The 19,667-nt window shown below is 61.5% G+C and carries 17 protein-coding genes and 1 tRNA gene; 9 read left to right on the forward strand and 9 right to left on the reverse strand.

Annotated features, from left to right (window positions below; translation table 11 throughout):
• Window positions 1-17: 17 nt before the first annotated feature.
• Window positions 18-767: a phosphonate metabolism transcriptional regulator PhnF gene (gene phnF / locus J2046_RS03520; protein WP_210049540.1), complete on the reverse strand. Its 750-nt coding sequence runs from the start codon at window positions 765-767 to the stop codon at window positions 18-20.
• Window positions 768-997: 230 nt separating this feature from the next.
• Here phnF and J2046_RS03525 point away from each other — a divergent pair, with 230 nt between their 5' ends.
• The 4 genes from J2046_RS03525 to J2046_RS03535 are packed head-to-tail and all read left to right on the forward strand — an operon-like array spanning window position 998 to window position 4,794.
• Window positions 998-2,242: an extracellular solute-binding protein gene (locus J2046_RS03525; RefSeq protein WP_210049542.1), complete on the forward strand. Its 1,245-nt coding sequence runs from the start codon at window positions 998-1,000 to the stop codon at window positions 2,240-2,242.
• Between the two features lie 11 nt (window positions 2,243-2,253).
• Window positions 2,254-3,138 carry a carbohydrate ABC transporter permease gene (locus J2046_RS33710; RefSeq protein WP_233469485.1) on the forward strand — a complete coding sequence of 295 codons (885 nt, stop codon included), beginning with the start codon at window positions 2,254-2,256 and terminating at the stop codon, window positions 3,136-3,138.
• Window positions 3,135-3,980 carry a carbohydrate ABC transporter permease gene (locus tag J2046_RS03530; RefSeq protein ID WP_233469486.1) on the forward strand — a complete coding sequence of 282 codons (846 nt, stop codon included), beginning with the start codon at window positions 3,135-3,137 and terminating at the stop codon, window positions 3,978-3,980. Before J2046_RS33710 ends, J2046_RS03530 begins: the two co-directional genes overlap by 4 nt.
• Before the next feature lie 7 nt (window positions 3,981-3,987).
• Window positions 3,988-4,794, forward strand: a complete 807-nt coding sequence (locus J2046_RS03535) for a PfkB family carbohydrate kinase (protein ID WP_210049544.1) — start codon at window positions 3,988-3,990, stop codon at window positions 4,792-4,794.
• 99 nt (window positions 4,795-4,893) lie between these two features.
• Here J2046_RS03535 and J2046_RS03540 read toward each other — a convergent pair whose 3' ends face one another.
• Window positions 4,894-5,094 carry a DUF2905 domain-containing protein gene (locus tag J2046_RS03540; protein WP_210049546.1) on the reverse strand — a complete coding sequence of 67 codons (201 nt, stop codon included), beginning with the start codon at window positions 5,092-5,094 and terminating at the stop codon, window positions 4,894-4,896.
• A 161-nt stretch (window positions 5,095-5,255) separates the two neighbouring features.
• On the opposite strand from J2046_RS03540, the gene J2046_RS03545 reads away from it, so the two are divergent.
• Window positions 5,256-6,314 carry a helix-turn-helix domain-containing protein gene (locus J2046_RS03545; protein ID WP_210049548.1) on the forward strand — a complete coding sequence of 353 codons (1,059 nt, stop codon included), beginning with the start codon at window positions 5,256-5,258 and terminating at the stop codon, window positions 6,312-6,314.
• A gap of 364 nt (window positions 6,315-6,678) precedes the next feature.
• Entirely contained in the window at window positions 6,679-9,909 is a 3,231-nt protein-coding gene (locus J2046_RS03550; protein ID WP_210049550.1) for an autotransporter outer membrane beta-barrel domain-containing protein, read from the forward strand.
• Between the two features lie 70 nt (window positions 9,910-9,979).
• Here J2046_RS03550 and J2046_RS33715 read toward each other — a convergent pair whose 3' ends face one another.
• Window positions 9,980-11,467 carry a ribose-phosphate diphosphokinase gene (locus tag J2046_RS33715; protein ID WP_233469487.1) on the reverse strand — a complete coding sequence of 496 codons (1,488 nt, stop codon included), beginning with the start codon at window positions 11,465-11,467 and terminating at the stop codon, window positions 9,980-9,982.
• A 171-nt stretch (window positions 11,468-11,638) separates the two neighbouring features.
• Here J2046_RS33715 and J2046_RS03560 point away from each other — a divergent pair, with 171 nt between their 5' ends.
• On the forward strand, window positions 11,639-12,670 hold the full coding sequence (locus tag J2046_RS03560; protein ID WP_210049552.1) for a hypothetical protein: 1,032 nt from the start codon (window positions 11,639-11,641) through the stop codon (window positions 12,668-12,670).
• A 15-nt stretch (window positions 12,671-12,685) separates the two neighbouring features.
• On the opposite strand, the gene J2046_RS03565 is transcribed toward J2046_RS03560, so the two are convergent.
• The 5 genes from J2046_RS03565 to J2046_RS03585 all read right to left on the reverse strand — a co-directional run bounded on the left by J2046_RS03565 (window position 12,686) and on the right by J2046_RS03585 (window position 17,392).
• On the reverse strand, window positions 12,686-13,972 hold the full coding sequence (locus J2046_RS03565; RefSeq protein WP_210049554.1) for a capsular polysaccharide export protein, LipB/KpsS family: 1,287 nt from the start codon (window positions 13,970-13,972) through the stop codon (window positions 12,686-12,688).
• Between the two features lie 105 nt (window positions 13,973-14,077).
• Window positions 14,078-15,355 carry an RkpR, polysaccharide export protein gene (locus J2046_RS03570; RefSeq protein ID WP_233469532.1) on the reverse strand — a complete coding sequence of 426 codons (1,278 nt, stop codon included), beginning with the start codon at window positions 15,353-15,355 and terminating at the stop codon, window positions 14,078-14,080.
• A 56-nt stretch (window positions 15,356-15,411) separates the two neighbouring features.
• Entirely contained in the window at window positions 15,412-16,071 is a 660-nt protein-coding gene (locus tag J2046_RS03575) for an ABC transporter ATP-binding protein (RefSeq protein ID WP_210049558.1), read from the reverse strand.
• A complete protein-coding gene (locus J2046_RS03580; protein WP_210049560.1) occupies window positions 16,068-16,838 on the reverse strand; it encodes an ABC transporter permease in 771 nt (256 codons plus the stop codon). Before J2046_RS03580 ends, J2046_RS03575 begins: the two co-directional genes overlap by 4 nt.
• Window positions 16,839-17,035: 197 nt before the next feature.
• Window positions 17,036-17,392 (reverse strand): hypothetical protein, encoded by a 357-nt coding sequence (locus tag J2046_RS03585; protein ID WP_210049562.1) that lies wholly within the window; start codon window positions 17,390-17,392, stop codon window positions 17,036-17,038.
• A 259-nt stretch (window positions 17,393-17,651) separates the two neighbouring features.
• On the opposite strand from J2046_RS03585, the gene J2046_RS03590 reads away from it, so the two are divergent.
• Window positions 17,652-17,728: transfer RNA gene (locus J2046_RS03590), tRNA-Pro, on the forward strand.
• A 92-nt stretch (window positions 17,729-17,820) separates the two neighbouring features.
• Here J2046_RS03590 and J2046_RS03595 read toward each other — a convergent pair.
• Entirely contained in the window at window positions 17,821-18,510 is a 690-nt protein-coding gene (locus J2046_RS03595; RefSeq protein ID WP_210049564.1) for a TetR/AcrR family transcriptional regulator, read from the reverse strand.
• A 131-nt stretch (window positions 18,511-18,641) separates the two neighbouring features.
• Here J2046_RS03595 and J2046_RS03600 point away from each other — a divergent pair, with 131 nt between their 5' ends.
• Window positions 18,642-19,664 carry an efflux RND transporter periplasmic adaptor subunit gene (locus J2046_RS03600; RefSeq protein ID WP_411828457.1) on the forward strand — a complete coding sequence of 341 codons (1,023 nt, stop codon included), beginning with the start codon at window positions 18,642-18,644 and terminating at the stop codon, window positions 19,662-19,664.
• Window positions 19,665-19,667 lie beyond the last annotated feature (3 nt).

The following is a 19,667-nucleotide window of genomic DNA, read 5'->3' on the forward strand; positions in this document are numbered from 1 at the left end:
GGCGTGCTCGGATATACTCATTTCCGGGCAAGCGCGTCGAGGAGCTGGCTGGTATTGTCGATCGAGAACTGCACCCGTTCGCCGGGCCACACCGTTTCCGAATAGGCGATCGGCGTTCCCTTCATGTCGACATCCACTTTTTTCAGCGCGATGATCGGCTGGGATATGTCCTGGGAAAGCTGGCGCGCCTCCTCGGGCGTCGGCAGCCGCACCAGGATGTCGGTCCGCAGGCGGATGTAATCGGGAACGCCGTATTCCGCGAGGATCACGCTGACGCTCCGTCCGCTGCGCCTTGCCTTGTCGAAGCCCGGAAAGCGGCGGACGGGATAATAGGCGTCGGAAAGGTTGATCGGCTCCTCGTCGGCAAAGCCGCGCCGGACGATGTGATAGACCGGCTCGCCGCGCGGCAGCCGGAGCGCTTCGGCAACGGCGGCCGAAGCGGCGATCTCCTCCTCGCGCACGGCCTGGCCGAAGGGTTCGCGCCCCTGGTCGAGCAGGTTCTGGGAAAAGCGGGTCCGCTCGGAAAGGCGGTATTCCAGGCGCCCGTCCCGCACGAAGGTCCCCCGGCCCTGTTCGACCTGCACCAGCCCGCGGCTCTGGAGGCTGGACATGGCGCGCCGGATCGTGTGACGCCCGACGCCGAAGCGCTCCATGAGCTCGGCCTCCTTCGGAAGCTGCGTCTGGGGCGAAAGCCGGCCGGCCAATATATCCTCGGCGATATCCTCCTCGACCTGCTGCCACTGCCCGTGCGGGGATTTCTTCTCCATGTCCTGCCTGTCCGATTCGGCTCGTGTCATTCGAATGTTCGATACCTTCGGGATGATCGGGTTGCAACCACGGCCGCCGGTCACTCTTCTGTCATCCGCCAGTCAGGAGCGGACGATAGAATTGGAAATATCGGCCATGAAAGCGGCGGAACTTCATACAGGTGTCACCGATCGACGCTACCGAGATATTCGGATGTTTCGAATTACATTCGAATGATATGGAGCGAAAAATGGTCGAGATGAGTCGCCGGAAATTCATGGCCGCGGTTGCGGCATCGGCTGGTGCAGGCATGGTGGCGTCTCCCGCGCGTTCCGCCGACGCAGCCGTCGAAGTGTCGAGCCCCTGGGGTTCCGACAAGCCTTTCCAGAAGGTGGTCGATGCCTTCAATGCGAAGAAGCTCGGCGTGACGGTCACCAACCGGTTTGACGGCGATTACGAAGCGGCGGTCGCCAAGGCGGTGGCAAGCACGGCCGCCGGCCGTCCACCCGCGATGATGATCACCGGCTGGAAATTCGGCTATTTCGCCAAGCGCACGCTCGGCGCCCGTGATCTGAGGGAGATCGATGCCGGCAGGGCGGCGGCGATCCTTGCCAATTTCCGACCGTCCGTCCTGCCGCTGGTGACCATCGACGGCGCGCTGATCGGCCTACCCTGGGCCATGTCGACGCCGATCACCTTCATCAATGGCAAGCTGTGGGAAGAAGCCGGTCTCGATCCCGCCCTGCCGGAAAATCCCGACACCACGTGGCTCTACGACAATGCCCGCAAGCTTGATGCAAAGCTTAAGGACAAGCACTCGACCTACCGTTCGGCGCTGGCGCTTTCCAACAACGAATGGACGAGTCAGTCCTTCGTCCAGAATGCCGGCGGCTACATCATCGATCCGGACGGCAGGCTCGCCCTGAACAGCCCGCAAGCCGTGGCGGGCATGACGGAATATTGCGCGCCGGCGCATGAGGGCCTCTGGCTGCCGGTCAGCGCCAAGGATCAGGACGCCGCCTTTGAATCCGGTGCGCTTGCCATCTGCACCACGAGTTCGACGCGCGCGGCGACCTTCCCCTTCGGCGGGGCAAAGGCGGTCACCGCAAAATTCCCCGGCCTTGCCGGCCATCCGCGCGGGATGAACAGCGGCGGCAATTTCCTCGCTGTCTATGCCCGGAACAAGGAACAGGCCGAAGCCTCGCTCGCCTTCCTGGAATTCTGTGCCTCGAAGGAAGGGCAGTCGATCTGGTCGGCCGTCGGCTATCTCAATACCTCGGTCCACGACATTCCGCTGATCAACGATTTCATGAAGCCGGCGGCCGGGCAGCTTGCGGACGGATTGACCGCGGAGACCATCTGGCCCGGCAAGCGCGGCCTTGAAGGCCAGGCGATCTGGCGCAAATGGGTCTCCCGCATGCTGCTCAAGGAAGTATCGGTTGCGGACGGCATGAAGAGCGCCCACCAGGAACTGGACGCTCTGGTCTCGGCGTGAGCGGAAGCATCATGCCGTCAGGCTTCAGAAGGCTGGCCCCCTATCTCTTCGTGGGGCCGGCCGTTCTTTCCGTCGCGATCTTTCTTTACGGGCCGCTCTTCGCCTCGGCGCTGCTTTCCGTGCTCGACTGGAACCTGCTGTCGGCCGAGGTCCGCTTCGTCGGCGTCGACAACTATTCGGCCATCCTGGACAATGTCGATTTCAGGACGGCCGCCTGGAATACCGTGCTCTATTGCGTGATCCTCATCCCGGCCCAGATCATCCTGCCGCTGCTCCTGGCGGTAATGATCCATGCGGTGCGCCGCAGCCCGGTTCAGGGCCTCTACCGCGGCAGCCTTTTCCTGCCGACGATCCTCGCCTATTCCGTGGCGGGGGTCGCCTGGTCCTGGCTGCTCAATCCGGTCAACGGCCTGTTCAACGAGATCTTCGGGTTTTTCGGCTTTCCGAAGTCCCGCTGGCACACCGACCCGGACCTCGCTTTGCTCTGCGTCTGCCTGGTGACGTTCTGGAAGACCTTCGGCCTCAACATGCTTCTCTGGCTTGCGGCACTCGCCAATCTTCCCCATGAACTGCGCGAAGCCTCGCAGCTCGACGGTGCCGGTCCCCGGCGGCATTTCTTCACGATCAGCCTTCCCCTGATGACGCCGACGGCCTTCTTCATCAGCGTCACGACGCTCTTCCATGTCCTCGACGATATCGTCGGGGTCATCGACGTGCTGACCCATGGCGGTCCGGCGGGAAGAAGCTCCAGCCTGCTTTATTTCCTCTGGCAGCAAGGCCTGCAGTTCTTCCAGTTCGGACCGGCAAGCGCGGTCGCGGTCATCATTATCGTCGTGGTGCTGGTCGTCACCTGGCTGGAGTTCCGCGTCGGGGAAAAAAGGGTGCATTACGGATGAGTGCCGTTCCGCTCCGCCGCTCGATCCATCGGCTGTTGATCCACGCGGTCCTGCTGGCCACCAGCCTTGCGACCGTCTTCCCGCTCGTGTGGATGGTCTCCTCGGCCTTCACGCCGAACGAGATCATCACCGCCAGGGCCGTCCGCCTCTGGCCAGAGGACCCGACGCTTTCGAATTTCACGATCGCCGCGAGCCGTCATCCGATCTGGATGTGGCTGTGGAACTCGGTCCTCACCGCCACGCTGATCACGCTCGGAAAGCTGCTTCTGGCGGTCCCGGCCGGCTTTGCTTTCGGCCGCATGGAATTTCCGGGCCGGCGGGCGCTCTTCTGGTTCGTGATCGCGAGCATGTCCTTTCCGACCGTGCTCGCCATCATCCCGACCTATATCGCTGTCGTGAAGATGCAGGCTTTCGACACCTATGGGGCCATGGTCATTCCGTCGATCCCCTATATCGGCTTTTATGTCTTCTACATGCGCCAGGCATTCCGCTCCCTGCCGGCGTCGATGTTCGAGGCGGCCAGGATCGACGGTTCCGGCCTGTGGCGGCAGTTCATGGAGATCGGCATTCCGAATGTCGTTCCGGCGATCGCGGCGCTCTCGGTCATTTCCTTCATGGGGGCGTGGAACATCTATCTCTGGGGGCAGCTCGTTCTCGAAGACGGGTTCAAGAAGACCCTGACCACCGGGATCGCCACCTTTGCCGATCTGGAAGGCACGGAACGCGTCTGGGGGCCGCTGATGGCCACCAGCCTGTTGTCGATCGTGCCGGTCCTTGTCATATTCCTCAGCGCGCAGCGTTTCATCGTCGACGCGCTGGCGCCCGGCCTCGACGAGAGATGAGCGCATCATGTACCGGACCATCGTCATCGGATCCGTAAATCACGACCGTATCTGGCAGCTCGACGATCATCTGACGCCGGGCAGGCGGTTGCGCTTTTCCGATCGCAGCATCCACCTCGGCGGCGGCGGCTTCCACACGGGCAGCCAGCTTCTGGAACTCGGAGCCTCGGTCGCGCTGGTGACCCGCCTCATGCAGGACGAACAGGGCCTTTCCGCGCTGAAGGCGCTCGATGCGGCGGGGTTCGACACGCGCCATGTGGCGATGATGCCCGGCGAAACCGTACCGCTGGAAATCCTTCTCGAACCGGGTGGTGAAAGAACGATCCTGGCGCCGGCGGACGGGCCGCGCGCGACCTTGTCCGTGCGGGAAGAACTTGCGGGCGACGCCGCCTATCTCAATGCCCTTCGGCTTGAAGAGGCGTTCGTATCGAGGCTTGGCGAAATTCCGCTGGTGGTTTCGCAACTGCCGCTCCGCCCCGCAACGCCCAGGCCGGCCGACTATGTCGTCACCTCCCGCACCGATGCCGCCGAGGATCTCGAATCCGTCTGGAAGCGTGCTCAGGCCCTTGCGGGGCCGCGCCTGAAGGGGCTGGTCCTGACGGACGGGCCGCGCCTGATGACCCTCTATGACGGCAGCCGGACGATCCATGTCGATCCGGCGCCGGCAGTGCAGGTCGCCAATACGATCGGCGCGGGCGACCGTTTCAGCGGCGCTTTCCTTTTTGCGCTGCTCGGCGGTCGTGATCCCGTCTCCGCTCTCGCTGAAGCCAGTCGGGTGACCGCCGACTGGCTGCGTCAACACCGTTCTTCCTGACGCATTTCCAGCAAAAGTGCGAAGCGGTTTTGGGTCAGGATAATGCGTAAAACAAAGAGATAGAGCGGTTCCAACGGCTCAGTTTTAACTGGAACCGCTCTAGCGCCTGATCAGCCAGACGATCACCGAAAGCGCGACGCTGGCCAGCAGCGCGGTGGCGATCGGCGCATAGAAGGCGAAATTTCCGCGCCTGATCACGAGATCGCCGGGCAGGCGCCCCAGGCCAAGGCGCGACAGCCAGGGCCAGAGGAGGCCGGTTGCGACGATAACCAGCCCGACAATGATCAGCGTCCTGTTCATGGCTCCTCCTTCGACAATGCATTCGCCGCATGTGCTTGCCAATTGCGCAAACCATCCTGAACCGGATGTCGACATCTGACAAATGCTGCTTATTGGTGTAAGCACCTGTTTCGGTGATAGGTCGACGAATTCGGATCGTGGCCGGGCGAGGAGATGGCGGGGTGGAAGACAGTCTCAATCCTGGAGTACGGGAGCATGCGGCGCTCGCCGGAGTTCCGCGCTCGGTGCTGCATATCGAAGGCCTTGCGGCCAGGGAGGCGATCGCCGTCTGGCAGGAGAACATCGGGGTCCTTTATGATGTCCGCCTGCGCAACAAGGTCGACGACCGGTTTCAATTTCATGCGGAGGCTTTCCATTTCGGCGAGGTCGTCCTGACCTCGTACAGATGCACGGCACAAAGCTTCGACCGGTCGCGTGCCCGGATCGGCCGCGATGGTCTCGACCATATTACGCTGCAGATCTGCCTGCAGGGGAGCCACGGGCGACGCGATGGCGGGTCGGACGATGCGGCCGGATCGGGTGATCTGATCGTCGCTGATCTGGCACAGCCGCAGTCGACGGGGACCTCCGATTTCGACAGCCTCAATCTCACGATGCCGCGCCGCCTGCTTGCTCCTTTATTGAAAGCGCCGGACGAGCAGAACATGCGCGTCATTTCAGGCAAGACCCCGCTGGTTGCCCTGCTACGCAATCATCTGCAGGGCCTCTATGACGGTGCACCCGCCATGAGCCGCCAGGACGCCGAGGCTGTGGTCGGACCGACCCTGGAACTGGCTGCCGCGGCGATGAATGCAGCAGTCACGGAAGAGAATGCCGCTTCGATCAGGTTGGCGCTGACCGGTGAAATCCGTCGCCATGTCGATGCTCATATCGTCGATCGGGGTCTGACCGCCGAGACGGTCGCCGGGTCTTTCGGCATTTCCACCCGCAAGCTCTATTATCTTTTCGAGCCCTATGGCGGTTTCTCCTCCTATATCCAGGAGGAGAGGCTTCGCCGCTGCCGGGCAGAACTCGTTGACCCCGACCGCCGGCAGGAAAGCATTGCCGACATTGCCGAACGTTACGGTTTCAGCCATCGAAAGAGTTTCATCCGCGCCTTTCGGCGATCTTTTGACGTGACCCCGCGGGAGATGCGGGCGCTCGCCGCGGAAGGACGCAGCCTGCCTGCCGGATATGGCGAGGAGCAGACCATGTGGCATTGGATCCGCAAGCTGCGGTGAGGGGACAGGGGCGGTCGCCGTCGATTGGTCCCAGGGTGCCTGCGATCCGACTGTCCGGACAAGCTCGCGTTTGCACGAAAAAACCATAGAGAATCAAGCCGCAGACGCGGCCGGTTCCGGAAGCGCCTGAAGAGCCTCCGGCGTCTCCCCGCCCGGAAACCCGCATGCATTTGCGCCTTCGGTCACATTCCTTGCACCTGCGGCCACATTTGAACGCGGCCGGCATATAGTTCTTGAAATCATGCCGTTGCCCGCCCGAAAAGCGACCGAGAGGTTCAGGGGGCGGGGTCTTCTTCTCCTGAAATGACGTTGCGTGTCCGCGTGCGGAAATGCCCTCGCGTGTCTGGGGTCATCGGAGAAGATTATGGCATTCAATAATTGCGATCTTTTGGGCGGTCTTGCTGGAGAAGCAAAGGACGGCATCGGCTATCGGCCGCGCCAGGGTACGAACCCCTTCGGCAACCGCTCGCGCCGCGCGGCTTTGAGCGCTGTCCTCGCCAGCACCTCGTCGCTTGCCCTGGCAGTGGCCGCCGGCCCGGCCGCGGCCGACGAGGTCATCGATGGCGGCCAGACGGTCACTGTCCCCGGGGACCAGAATTCGCCATGGAATCTCGGAGCCGAAGACCTTGTCGTCGGGGACGCAGGCGCCGGCACGCTGGTCATCGGGAATGGTGGCATCGTCATTCCCGCCGTCGTCCAGGTCGGCCGCCTCGTGGGCAGCAATGGCTCGGTGACGGTTTCCGGAACGGGCTCGAACCTGACCTCGACCGGATCGATCATGCAGATCGGCCTGGAAGGAACCGGATTCCTGACCGTCGGCAATGGCGCTTCGCTGAACACGGACGCCGGCCTCGTCATCGGCCATTTCGAGGGCGGCGAGGGCACGCTGACGGTGACCGGCGAGGGCACGAGCTGGGTGACGGCTCAGCAGGTGACCGTCGGTTCGCAGGGCACCGGCACCGTCAATGTCGAAGACGGCGCCTCGGTCGTGCATGGCGGCGATCTCACACTCGGACTTGGCACGCACAAGAGTGGCTATGTCAATGTATCCGGGCAGGGAACGAACTGGGAGGCGACCAGCAACGCCATCGTCGGCAATGCCGGCAACGGCATGCTGGACATACGGGACGGCGCGACGTTCGACGTCGCGCAAGACCTCGTGGTTGCCAATACCCTGACCGGTTATGGATTGGTGGTGGTCAACGGCGAAGGGGCGAGGCTGACTTTCGATGAGCTGCACGCTGGCGTCGACGGCTATGCCTTCCTTTGGGTCGAGGATGGCGCAGCATTGGGAACGGCCGGGCATGATATCCTTCTGGGCGCAGGGGCGACCGGCGAGGCCGGATTGCAGATCACGAACGGCTCGTCCGCCGCCGGCGGCACCCTCGTGGCCGGCGATTTCGGCAAGGGGTCCGTCATCGTCTCCGGCAGCATGCTGGAGAGTACCGAAGCATATCTCGGCCGGGAAACGACCGGCACCGGCTCTATCAGCGTCTCGGGCGCCAATGCGGCCTGGTACAATACCGGCAATCTTTTCGTCGGTTATCGGGGCGCGGGCGATGTGACGGTGCAGAACGGTGCCACGCTGGGTTCGATCGACAGCGTCATCGGCGCACATGCCGGCGCAACCGGCGAGGTGACCGTTCGCGACAGCGGATCGACCTGGTATGCCAGCGGCGATCTCTTCGTCGGCGGCGAGGGTGAGGGCACGCTGACGATTTCGGACCGGGCAAACGTCTGGGTGCTGGTGGGCAACGGTATCACCAACATCGCGACGGTCGCCGGCTCCACAGGCGTGGTCAATATAGGTGCGGCGACAGGATCTGCGGCGACGAGGGCCGGCAACCTCTTTACCGCCAGCATCCAGTTCGGAGCGGGTGACGGCACGCTCGTCTTCAACCACACCGATCCGAACCTCTATTTCGCCACGGCCATAAACGGCTTTGGCGCGATCGACTTGCTTGCAGGCACCACGATTTTCGCCAGCGATTCTGCCGGGTTCACCGGCAATGCGACCGTCGACGACGGCGCGACACTGGTTGCCAATGCCATATTGGGCGGATCGGTTTCGGTACTTTCCGGCGGCGCGCTCGCCGGCACGGGGACCCTCGGCACGGTGACGCTCGCCTCCGGTGCCACGATCGCGCCGGGCAATTCCATCGGCACCCTTAATGTCGACGATATCACCTTCGATGCCGGCTCGCTCTATGAAGTCGAGGTCGACGCTCTCGGCAACAGCGATCTCGTCAATGCGGCAGGCATCGCCACCGTCAACGGTGGCACTGTCAACGTCACCCCGTATCCGGACATTGCGGTCGGCACCGCCTATACCATCCTGACTGCGGCCGGCGGCGTCAACGGCACGTTCGATGCGGCCACGTTTGCCATCAACTCTATCTTCATCACGCCGACCCTGAGCTACGACGCCAACAACGCCTATGTGACGCTCGATCAGACGACGGATTTCCCCGACGTGGCGCTGACCCCCAACCAGAAGGCGGCCGCCGCCGGCATCCAGTCGGTGGGCGGCGGCGACCTCTTTTCCGCAATCGCCGTTCTCGGCAGCATCGAGGAGGCGCGGGAAGCATTCGATGCCATTTCGGGCGAAATCCACGCCTCCGCCAAGACGGCGCTCATCGAGGACAGCCGCTTCGTCCGGGATGCGGCTATGAACCGCATTCGGGCGGCCTTCGAGGAGACGACCGGCGGCGCGGTTCCCGTCTTTGCCTATGGTCCCGGCGGACCGGAAGCGGCTCCCGCCGCAACGGACCGTTTTGCGGTATGGGGCCAGGGTTTCGGCTCCTGGGGTCAGTGGGATGGCGATGGCAATGCCGCGACGATGGACCGGTCGATCGGCGGCTTCCTTTTCGGCGGCGACGCGCTGGCGACGGAAAACCTTCGGCTCGGGCTTCTGGCCGGCTACAGCCATTCGAGTTTCGACGTGGACGACCGTTCCTCGTCGGGTTCGGCCGACAGCTACCATCTCGGCGCCTATGGCGGTGGCCGGTGGGGCGGGTTCGGGCTGAGGTTCGGCGGTGCCTATAGCTGGCATGACCTCGACGTGAGCCGTTCGGCCGAGTTCACCGGCTTCTCGGACAGCCTTTCCGCGGACTATCGCGCCGCCACGGCACAGGTGTTCGGCGAGGTGGGTCATCGGTTCGGCCTTGGCAATGCGAGCATCGAACCCTTCGCCAATCTCGCCCATGTCAACCTCGACACAGGCGGCTTCACGGAGGATGGCGGCGATGCGGCTTTAAGTGCGGGCAGCCAGACGACGAATACCACTTTCACCACGCTGGGGCTACGAGCCGGAGCTGAGCTGGCGGTGGGAGAGGCCAGAACCGTCAGCCTCACCGGCATGATCGGCTGGCGGCATGCTTTCGGCGACGTGGTGCCGACCGCAGCCATGGCCTTTGACGGAGGCAGCGCCTTCACCGTCGCCGGCGTCCCGATCGCAGAGGATGCCGCCGTCATCGAGGCGGGGATCGACCTGAAATTCGCGCCGCAGGCGAGTTTCGGTGTCTCTTATAAGGGACAGTTCGGCTCCGGGGTCAGCGATCATAGCGCCAAGGCCAATGTCGCGGTGAAATTCTGAAAGCACTATGACATCGCCAGCGACGGGTGCGGTCGGCCCGCGCCCCCAATACCCTGCTGCGTGTGATCGTTCACCTGGCGGCCGTCTCGCAGCATTCCGCGATTGCGTCGGCGAAGATGCTTGTGACCGGAAGGACGGTAAGCCGCTTGTCGCCGCCGTAACGTCTGCCTGTCTCGACGGTGTCGGCCACCACGATGCTGTCTATAAAGGGAAGTGACAGGTTCCCGGTAGCCTCCTTTGAAAACAGTCCATGGGTGGCGCAGAGATGGATTCCGGTTGCGCCGCGCTGCTTGCAGGCTTCTGCGGCACGGGCCATGGTCGTTCCCGAACTGATCAGGTCGTCCATGATGATGACGGCCCGCCCCTCGACGTCACCGGCAAAGAGATCGCCGCTGACGACGCCTTGGCTGCGCTGCTTTTCGACGAAGGCTTTCGCGACCGGCCGCCGAAGGACCTTCTCCAGGACGACCCGGAACATGTCCGCGCGCTTTCCGCCGCCGAGGTCCGGGGAGACGACCGTCACGTCTGCGGATTGGAGCAGGCCGGCGAAATGGGCGGCAAAGGCTTCGTAAGCCGTCAGATGGATGGTGGGGCAGCGGAAGGCGTTCTGGAAGGCCGCCAGATTGTGGCTCTCCATGGTGATCAGCCGGTCGGTGCCCACGGCTTCGAAGAGCCGGGCGACATAGGCTGCGGTCAGCGGGTCCTGTTCCTTTGTCTGCCGGTCCTTGCGCATATAGGCGAGGTAAGGGGTCACAGCGGTCACGCGGGATGCCCCGTTCGTCTTCAGGGTCGCAATGAAGAACAAGAGTTTGCAGAGCCTGTCATGCACGCTCTCCCGTTCTGTTCCGTCGAGGCTGGAAATCACATGGATGTCCCGCCCGCGGACATGCGCCAGAGGGCGGGTCTTTTCCTCTCCGTCCTCGAAGAAACGTTCCTCGATCGGGCTCAGCGAGAGGCCGAGGCGAGCCGCCACGCGCTCAGCGAAAGCCTTGCTGCTTTCGAAGGCAAACAGCATGGGATGCGGTTGAGGCCACCGGACGGATGTCCTTGCGGGAGCCGGTTCGGTCCGCTGCACGCTGGCTGAAGCGAGGAAGGCATCGACGGATTTCCCGTTGCTGGAAAGCGGCGCGACAAGCAGTTCGGTATGGGTTGGCCCGGCTTCGGCCGATTTCGAGCTGAATGTTCCGAGTATGGGCTCACCGGTTTCACCCACCATATCGAACAGCCGGCGTAGGCGCACCGCGCCCCTGCGGTCTGCCGCCGCATCCAGCCGTTCCCCCGCCGAAATCTTGCCGATCAGGGGGGCTGCGGCATCCGCTCCGGAGGAAAGCAGATATTGCCGCGGCGCGTCGGGGGCCTTCCGGAAAATGAAGGCCCTTTCGGCGACTGATGTTCCGGCCGTCATGAGTGCTTGCGGCGCCGGAGCGATGAACTGCTGACGCCTGTCCAGCCATTCCTGAAGCACCGCCGCCAATCGCTCGTCCGTGGGGCTCGGTACGCTATCCAGTCGCTGGAACAGGCGTGTCAGGGCTTTCTTGGTTTTTGCCATCGTCGTCATCGGAGTGCTCCTCAACTCATGGCGGTTATTCTAGGTCGCGCGAAGGCCGCTGCGATGACCAAGGTCAAATCAGCCGGCCGTTATCGATTCCGGCGAATTGAGGGATGTCAAAGCTCGCAGCGGGCATCAGATTAACATCTGTCGCTGTTTCGTTATCGAAAAGGAACCGGCGTGCATTCTTTGAATGAAAAGATCAGCTTTCTGCGCAAGCCGGAAGCATATCAGGGACGCGGCTCAGAGGTGACGGCCCTGGAGACCCACATGTCCTGGGTCTTTTTGTGTGGCGACCGCGTTTACAAACTGAAAAAGCCGACGGTCGGCCCCTTCTTCGATTTTTCGACGCTTGCCGCCCGGGGATGGAACTGCCGGGAAGAGCTGCGCCTCAATCGCCGCCTGGCGCTAGATACCTATCTTCGGGTCGTGCCTCTGGTCAGCCTGCCGGACGGCAGCATGGCCATCGGAGGTCAGGGCACGGTCGAGGAATGGCTGCTGGAAATGCGCCGCCTGCCCGAACATCTCATGCTCAGCCATTTGCTGAAGGCGGGGGCCGTCGGCGACGACCACCTGCACAGGCTGGCCGATTGCCTCGCTGCGTTCTATCGTTCGGCGGAACGGCCGGCGATCGACCCTCTCGATCATTTCCGCATGCTCGAATGCCAGAACGACATCAACAGGCAGGTGCTGCGGCACGAGGAATTCGATATCGATCATCAGGCGGTCCGGCATCTGCTGGACGATGTCGATCGCGCCCTGCATTGCTTTCGGGAGAGGATCATCCAACGGATCAATGACGGACATTATGTGGAGGGACACGGGGATCTGCGGCCGGAACATATCTGTTTCTGCGATCCCATCGCGATCTTCGACTGCCTTGAGTTCGATCGCCGGCTGAGGATCATCGACCCGTTCGACGAGATTGCCTTCCTGGGAATGGAATGCGCATTCCTGGGCTCGCCCACCGTCGGCGAGACGCTTTTTCAACTCATGCGTAAACGGCTTGAGGACCACATATCGCGGGAACAGAAGGAGTTCTACACGGCCTTCAGGGCGACGATGCGGGCGCGGATGGCCTATTCGCACCTGCTCGACGGATCGGCGAGGTTGTCCCCGGCCATATGGGAGAAAAAGACGAGCAAATACATCGGGCTTGCACGCGGGGCGCTTTACCGCTGCGGGATAGCCGAAACGGATTACACCGGCTGATGCCGGAGTCCGACCCTAATCAAAGGGATAGAGCAACCGACCGACTTTCCTGAAGCGCGGGTTCGAAAGCTCCCGGAAGAAAAGGATCGGATTTTTCCTGAAATCCTCGGCATCGGCCTTGTCGCCGACCATTTCGATGGCGCGCGCCAGTGGTTCGGTGAGCAGGTGGCGCCATCCCATGAGGCCATATGGCCCTGAAAGCCGGAAGCCCGGTTTTTCGGGAACAGGCACCGGCACGATGCGGCTTTCCGGCATGCCGGTTTTTCTCCAGCCGGTCGCCAGTTTAAGACAATCCTCGAAGCCGATTTCCTCTCCGGTCACGGGGTTGAAGTAGCGCGGGTAAAGAAGATATGCGCCGGCGAAGAGTTCTTCGAGGCGCAGCTTGCGGCCGCGCCTCGGGTTTTTCTGGCGGTCGTCCGTCAGCCCCCATCCGGCATAGAAGGGGCACCCCATGACGGTGACGGGGATATCCCGGAGAAGCGCCTCGAATCCTCCAAGCGACGTGATCGTATAGACATGATCGACCGTCTCCAGAAGTTCCGGCAGAGGAAGAGGATCGGTCACGATCCGGCACAGATGCGCGACCTCGGCAGGATCGGAAAGGCGCTTGCGGATTCCATTGAGCACATCCGGATGGGGTCGGTAAAGGATCTCGCAACCCGGATTCTCGGCCGCCGCGATCCTGACGACGTCGTTGTTCGTCACCGGGCGCTCGCATCCGAACCGGATGGACGCGTCGTCCTCCACCTGGCCGATGACGAGAATTCTGCGCCTGTCTTTTTGAACAGGCACGTATCCGTCTATCCGGGTGTTGCCGGCATTGTATTTGCTGAGCCTCGAAGCAAGCAGCGACCTGATGCCATCGCGCGCGCGGTCCATCAGTGCCGTATCGCCCGCGAAATCGTAGGAACTGAGCAGGCATTCGAGATCCGATGCCACGCGGCTGTCGAAATAGGGTGTGCGGGAATCGATGGTCAGCGAAAAGGGCGCGCTATGGCTGGCATTGGGAACCAGCGAGCGGATGAAGCCGTCTTCGATGAAGTAGAGCGGGATCGAATTCTTCCTGGCAAAGGCAAGGGCCGCGGGAGGTACGTTCAGACCCCATACGAGGAGAGCCGGGTTGGGGGAAGCCTCGATGGCGGTGGCCCACTTACGCGTGAAAACCTTGTCGGTCAGATAGAGCGGCAGGAAGGTAAAACGGGCCTGGGGACAATACGCTCGGAGAATCGCTTGTTTCCATCGTCTCAGATGGAAAGCGAAAACGTCCCGGCCTGTTAAGTCCGGCTTTTCATTCGTGTTCATCTCGCCGGCAGCTTTCCCAAGGCAAATCATCCCGCACGGCGGTTTATTTACCCGGCAGCGGAATGAATGTCACATATCAAGCCGTTCTTTTCGATCGTCCGGCGGCTAGTTCCGGTCCCGGATATTGTAATATCCCATGACCACGACACCCCAGGCGAGCAGGGCGCCCAGGAACACCAGGATGGAATTCAGGAGCCTGCTCGGATATTGCGCCAGTTCCGACAGCGTCGGCTGGATGAACACGGCGAGATAGCGCTGCTTGGCATTGGCCTCGATTCTTGCCTTTTCCAGTCCCGTCAGCGCCGAGGTGTAGGCGCGTTCGGCGAATTCGCGATCTGTTTCCAACGTTTCATACTGCTGGATACGACTCGCGACGTCGGTGAAGGACGCCGCAGCCGTTCGGCTCTGCTTGCTGGCTGTGCCGCTGCCGAACCTCTGCCTTTCCTGCTCGATCTGCTTTTCCAGGCTTGCGATCTGCGAGCGCATGACACGGATTCTCGGCGTATCCTCACTCATCTGCGTCAAAGCGGTGGAAAGCTCCGTCTTCAACTGAACGAGTTTTTCCTCAAGCCCTGCCACCAGTTGGGTTGCGAGTTTTGCCCCTTCCACCGGGTCTGCTTCCTGCGAGGAATCCCGGTAGATTCTGAGCGCCAGCCTGGCGTTTGATAAACGCTCTTCCGCCATGCGGACCTCGCTCTGCGCAACTTTCAGGACTTCGTTGCGTGCCGACAACGAGAGCTCGTTTACCAGCTTTTCGCTCTGGGTAATGACAAATGCCGAGATCTTCTGCGAGTCCTCCGGCGTGAACGCCTTGACCTCCAGCTCCATGATACCGGACGTATGGTCGAAATTGACGTTGACCATGCTCCGCCAGTATTCGAGCTTGTCCTCAATGGGAAGGTCCCGGCCGATACCATAAAAATAATCCAGCCCTCGCGGAGCGAAGACGGAATCCAGCCCGAAGGCCTCGTCCACCGCCTGAACCATCCGCTCGCTGCGGATGAAATCGAGGAGGACGTAGGAATCGGAAAACGTGCTCCCGCTTGAGGCCTGAGAAAACATCCCGAGAAGGTCTGAGGGCTGGGAAGCCTCGATGCTGCGGACAGAAAAGGAAGCCGAACTGTGATATTGGTCGGCAGCGATGAACGCCATGTAGAGAGACGTCAATACTGCCGGCAGTGCAACGAAAGCCACGAAGCCCGAGACGATCGCCAGATGCCGGGGGCGCAGTTTGCTGATCCAGCCGTGGGGCGCTTTGGCTGCCTGCGGTTCGACTTCGATGACAGGCGGGGAGGGCTCCGCAACAGGCATGGGGCTTTCCAGAAGCCCCTCGAGCAGACGCAGATTTTTAGGTTTGCGAAGCGATTTCTCTTCGGGCGCCAGCTGAAGGTGGGCAACAACTTCGCCAGTCTTCTTGCCTTGGGCTTGGTCTGTCACGTCTACTGCCTCGTCATGTTGCGCTCGTGGACGGCGATAGCATCTTCCAAATTATCATAATATGTTAATTTTCCGTCTTCGAGAACGATGCCGGATTCGCAATAGTCCCGCAACGTGGCGGCGCTGTGGGAGACCATGATGACGTCGGAATCCGCGAGCCGCTCCTTGAAGACCTGCTGGGATTTCCGCTTGAAGTTTGTATCTCCCACCGCGGTGATTTCGTCGACGAGATAATAGTCGAACCTGACTCCCATGCTGACGCCGAAGGCAAGCCGCGCCCTCATGCCGGATGAATAGGTGCGAACGGGCGCCTTGTAGAAGGCACCGAGTTCCGCAAAGTCGGCAACATAGGCAACAAGCTCCTCCGTGTCGACACCGTATATCCTGGCGACGAAGCGGACATTCTGTTCCCCCGAAAGATTGCCCTGGAAGCTGCCCTGGAAACCGAGTGGCCAGGATATCTTGCCCTGGCGGACGATGCGCCCCTTGTCCAGCTCCAGCGTGCCGGCGATGATCTGCAGCAATGTCGATTTGCCCGCGCCGTTGCGACCCAGGAGCCCGACGCTTCTGCCGCGCGGAATGACGAAGGAAACGTCATTGATGATGGGCTTCGAAATTCCCTTCATTCGCACAAACTTCGTTGCACGCTCCAGCCTGATCATCGTCCTCTCAACACCCCCCTGGAACTGGTGAAGATGAACAATCCGCAAAACAGCAGAGAAAATGCAACGCTATAAAGATAGCCCGCATCATAGCCGACGGCACGATATTCGGGGTAGAACCCTTTGCGAAACAGCATGACGACATGCGCGAGGGGGTTGAGCAGGATCACCTCTTGTGCCGGATGCGGCAGGGTGTCCGGCAGATAAAATACCCCGGAGACAAGAAAGAGCGGGCGCGTGATGATCTCGTAGAACTTCTCATATAGCGGATATTTGGGAAACAGCACATTGTTTGCGAGGGCGTTTCCCAGAGCCAGCAGGCTGGCGGCAAACGCCGCTTCTATGATGTAGGGCCATTCGATCGTCAGGGGCGTCTTCAAGCTTAGGCCAATGGCCGTGAAGACGCAGAAGGCGACGACGGCAGTGGTTCCCAGTTGCAGGACATAGCGTGCGAGCACGGTGTCGATGGGTGCGACGTTCGGATAGCTCAGAAGGGCACGATTTCCGTTGACGGCGCTGTTCAGATAGCCGGCCATCGCCTGGTAGAATTGATAGGCGACATAGCCCGTTGCGAAAAACAGCGGAAAGCTCGTTCCGAGGGCCGGTGTGTGGGCGATCGCCATGAAGATCAGCGACAGAAACGCGATATGGGAGGCAGGATCGAGAAAAGCCCAGATGTACCCGCCCGGCTTGCTGCCGAAGCGGGTGGACGTTTCGCGGACCACCAACGCCGCCACGACACGAATATGCGTTGTGAGATAATACAAGTGACCTCGTACGGCTAGCCCGGCACGACATCGAAGTTCATGGCCGGTTATCGTGTCGAAAATAAGCTGTTTCGCCGGAAGATGCCAGAGGCAAGGTCAATCGGCGACAATGCCCGGGCCTTGCACCGGTTCCAACGACGCGGTTTCCGCGTCGTCTTCCTGCAAGGTCAATGATTGGGGGCGCCGCCGCTGCTCGCTCAATTCGCCGTCAGAAGTTCCGTGCAATAGCTCGGGCCATTGGCGCCGGGGCGGTCGGAAACGATCGTGATGTCGCGGATGGTGTAGTTATCGGAGACGGTAATTTTTGCCGAGCAACTCACGCTCGCGGTCCGGCCGTTCTGTTGCTTGATGCGCTTATAGCCGCCGCGCCAGTTGTAGACCGTCACGGAGCCTTCGTTGCTGTCGCTGATCGGCGGGCTGAATTTCGCAAAAAACTCTCCGGCCGAATGCCCCACCCATCGGCTCTCGATCGGGTTGCCGGCGATGCCGGCGGTGGTGCAGGCTGAAAGGGCAAGGGCGAAAACGGCGGTCGATGCGATGGCGCGGCGGCTCATGGTCTGGAAAAATCCTGTTGTCTTCTATGGTGCTTGGGAGGCATGTCTTTCGAGATCGCACCTAACAGATTTCTTGCTGGTTTCGCGAGATAGCCGAGAGCCATGGGCATCAAATTTCTCCGGCGCCGCTTTTTTGCAACGCCCTGGTTCGAGAGGCCTTTCCGGGCACCTAACGGACGGATCACGTCCCTGTCGCAAATTTTTCATGACTGCCGCTTGTGGAATGAAAAATGCTGGTCTATAGAGGCGCCGCTGGTCACGGAGTGTAGCGCAGTCTGGTAGCGCACCACGTTCGGGACGTGGGGGTCGAGTGTTCGAATCACTCCACTCCGACCAGCTTGATCACCTGATATTTCGTAAAAGTCGGCTCCAGCCCTGTTACGGGGATGGTTCTTGCTTGAGATGCTCTCGTCGCTTGGGTAATCGTGTCACTCCGAGGTGAGGAAGGCCCGGGCAAAGCCTGGTTCTGCCACCTGCAGGGTCCCCTCGGGCAATTTCAGAATCCGGTCGAGGGCGATGCCGTAGGTCAGCATCCAGTCGTCCAGCATCGTGACTGCTCCGTCGATGTCACCGGCTTCGGCCTGTTTCAAGGCCTGGTGCATGACCTTGCCGACACTCAATCGAAGCTCGAGCAACATCAGCGCAAAGGCCTGCGGATCCGATGCGTCGAGGCTCCCTTCCGCATGTCCCTGCTTCAGGATATTGGCAAGCAAAGGCTGCACGACTGCCGTCAGTGCCTCGTTGATGCGGTGGAAAAGTACGACGTTTTCCGGCTTGAACAGGACATTGAACGTGTTTCTCAGTTGCGGCGCGAGTTCGACCTTCAGCCGCCGCGAACCCGCGAAGAGCGCATTCAGCCTGCCGATGGCATTGATCGACGGATTGTCGAAGTGCGGTTGGATCTGCTTGAGATTCTCACGGGACAGCCGGACGGCAAGTGTCTCGAGCAGTGCCTCTTTCGACGGAAAATAGTGATAGAAGGCGCCTTTGGAGACGCCGGCCTCGCGAATGATGTCGTTGACGGTGGTGCTTTCGTAGCCACGCGTGAAGAACAGGCGCTGCGCGCAGTCCAGCAGCTCGTTCGACCGCACCTCTGGCGGTTTCTTGATCCGGACCACGATCCTTTTCCTCAGTTAGATCGGACATTGTCGTCCCGAATGCGACAAAATCCAGCGCTGCACCCGTATGCCATTTATATAGACTGACGGTCGGTCTGATGCTAGAGGCGTTGTGAAAAGGGGCGCCACCGCTGGAGGTCACCTTGCGAGCCTTGAGACTTGTGATTACGACCGCGGCTGTCGCGGCAGTGGCCGCTGCGGCTGGTTGGTATATGTTGAGGCCGGCAGCCGTTTTGGTCGCAATGCCGTCGCGCGGCGATGCCGCCGAAGTCGTCTATGCAAGCGGCGTCGTTGAGCCGCGCGTCTGGGCCAAGGTTACGCCGCTTATTCGCGAGCGGATCGTCTGGCATTGCAATTGCGAAGGCGAGCGTGTCGCCAAGGGCGACGAGCTCGCCCGCCTTGACGATACCGAGGCGAAGGCGGCGCTCGGCGAGCTTCGCGCTCGGCTGGCGTTCGCGGAAGAGGAGCTCCGCCGCCACACCGCGCTTTCGGCACGGAATGTTGTCAGTCAGCAGGAGCTCGATCGGGCGCGTAGCGAGGTCGTCCAGCTGGAGGCGCTTGTCGCCGGGCAGCAGGCGAGGCTGGACAGCTATATTCTCCGTTCGCCGAGCGACGGCATGGTGTTGAGACGGGATGGCGAAGTGGGCGAGATTGCCGAACTCGGCGCGGCACTCTTCTGGGTGGGGGAGCCGAGCCCTCTCATCGTGGTCGCGGATGTCAACGAAGAGGATATCCCCCGGATTGTTGTCGGGCAGAATGCGCTGCTGAGATCCGATGCCTTTCCGGGACGGCAGCTCGAGGCAGAGGTGGACAGCATTACCCCGAAGGGAGACCCTGTCACGAAAACCTATCGCGTCCGCTTTCGCCTGCCGGACGACACGCCACTCAGGATCGGTATGTCGACGGATGTGAACGCCATCGTCAGGGTTTCCCGCAATGCGCTCCTTTTGCCCTCCGTTGCGGTCGAAAACAGCAGGGTCTTCATCGTCGACGGCGACAGGGCGTATAGCCGCGACATCCGCACCGGTATTCGCGGACCGCAGGGTATCGAGGTTCTGTCAGGTATCGACGAGACGACCCTTGTCATCACGCCATATCCGGCCAACCTGACCGATGGTGCGCGCGTGAAGGTATCGGACGCGAAGACAGGGTGAGGT

This window comes from Neorhizobium petrolearium (assembly GCF_017873175.1).
Lineage (GTDB): Bacteria > Pseudomonadota > Alphaproteobacteria > Rhizobiales > Rhizobiaceae > Neorhizobium > Neorhizobium petrolearium.

Bases quoted from the DNA above. Each gene is read 5' to 3' on its own strand.
- phnF (WP_210049540.1), bottom strand. From the start codon at position 767: ATGGAGAAGAAATCCCCGCACGGGCAGTGGCAGCAGGTCGAGGAGGAT.
- J2046_RS03525 (WP_210049542.1), top strand. From the start codon at position 998: ATGGTCGAGATGAGTCGCCGGAAATTCATGGCCGCGGTTGCGGCATCG.
- J2046_RS33710 (WP_233469485.1), top strand. From the start codon at position 2,254: ATGCCGTCAGGCTTCAGAAGGCTGGCCCCCTATCTCTTCGTGGGGCCG.
- J2046_RS03530 (WP_233469486.1), top strand. From the start codon at position 3,135: ATGAGTGCCGTTCCGCTCCGCCGCTCGATCCATCGGCTGTTGATCCAC.
- J2046_RS03535 (WP_210049544.1), top strand. From the start codon at position 3,988: ATGTACCGGACCATCGTCATCGGATCCGTAAATCACGACCGTATCTGG.
- J2046_RS03540 (WP_210049546.1), bottom strand. From the start codon at position 5,094: ATGAACAGGACGCTGATCATTGTCGGGCTGGTTATCGTCGCAACCGGC.
- J2046_RS03550 (WP_210049550.1), top strand. From the start codon at position 6,679: ATGGCATTCAATAATTGCGATCTTTTGGGCGGTCTTGCTGGAGAAGCA.
- J2046_RS33715 (WP_233469487.1), bottom strand. From the start codon at position 11,467: ATGACGACGATGGCAAAAACCAAGAAAGCCCTGACACGCCTGTTCCAG.
- J2046_RS03565 (WP_210049554.1), bottom strand. From the start codon at position 13,972: ATGAACACGAATGAAAAGCCGGACTTAACAGGCCGGGACGTTTTCGCT.
- J2046_RS03575 (WP_210049558.1), bottom strand. From the start codon at position 16,071: ATGATCAGGCTGGAGCGTGCAACGAAGTTTGTGCGAATGAAGGGAATT.
- J2046_RS03585 (WP_210049562.1), bottom strand. From the start codon at position 17,392: ATGAGCCGCCGCGCCATCGCATCGACCGCCGTTTTCGCCCTTGCCCTT.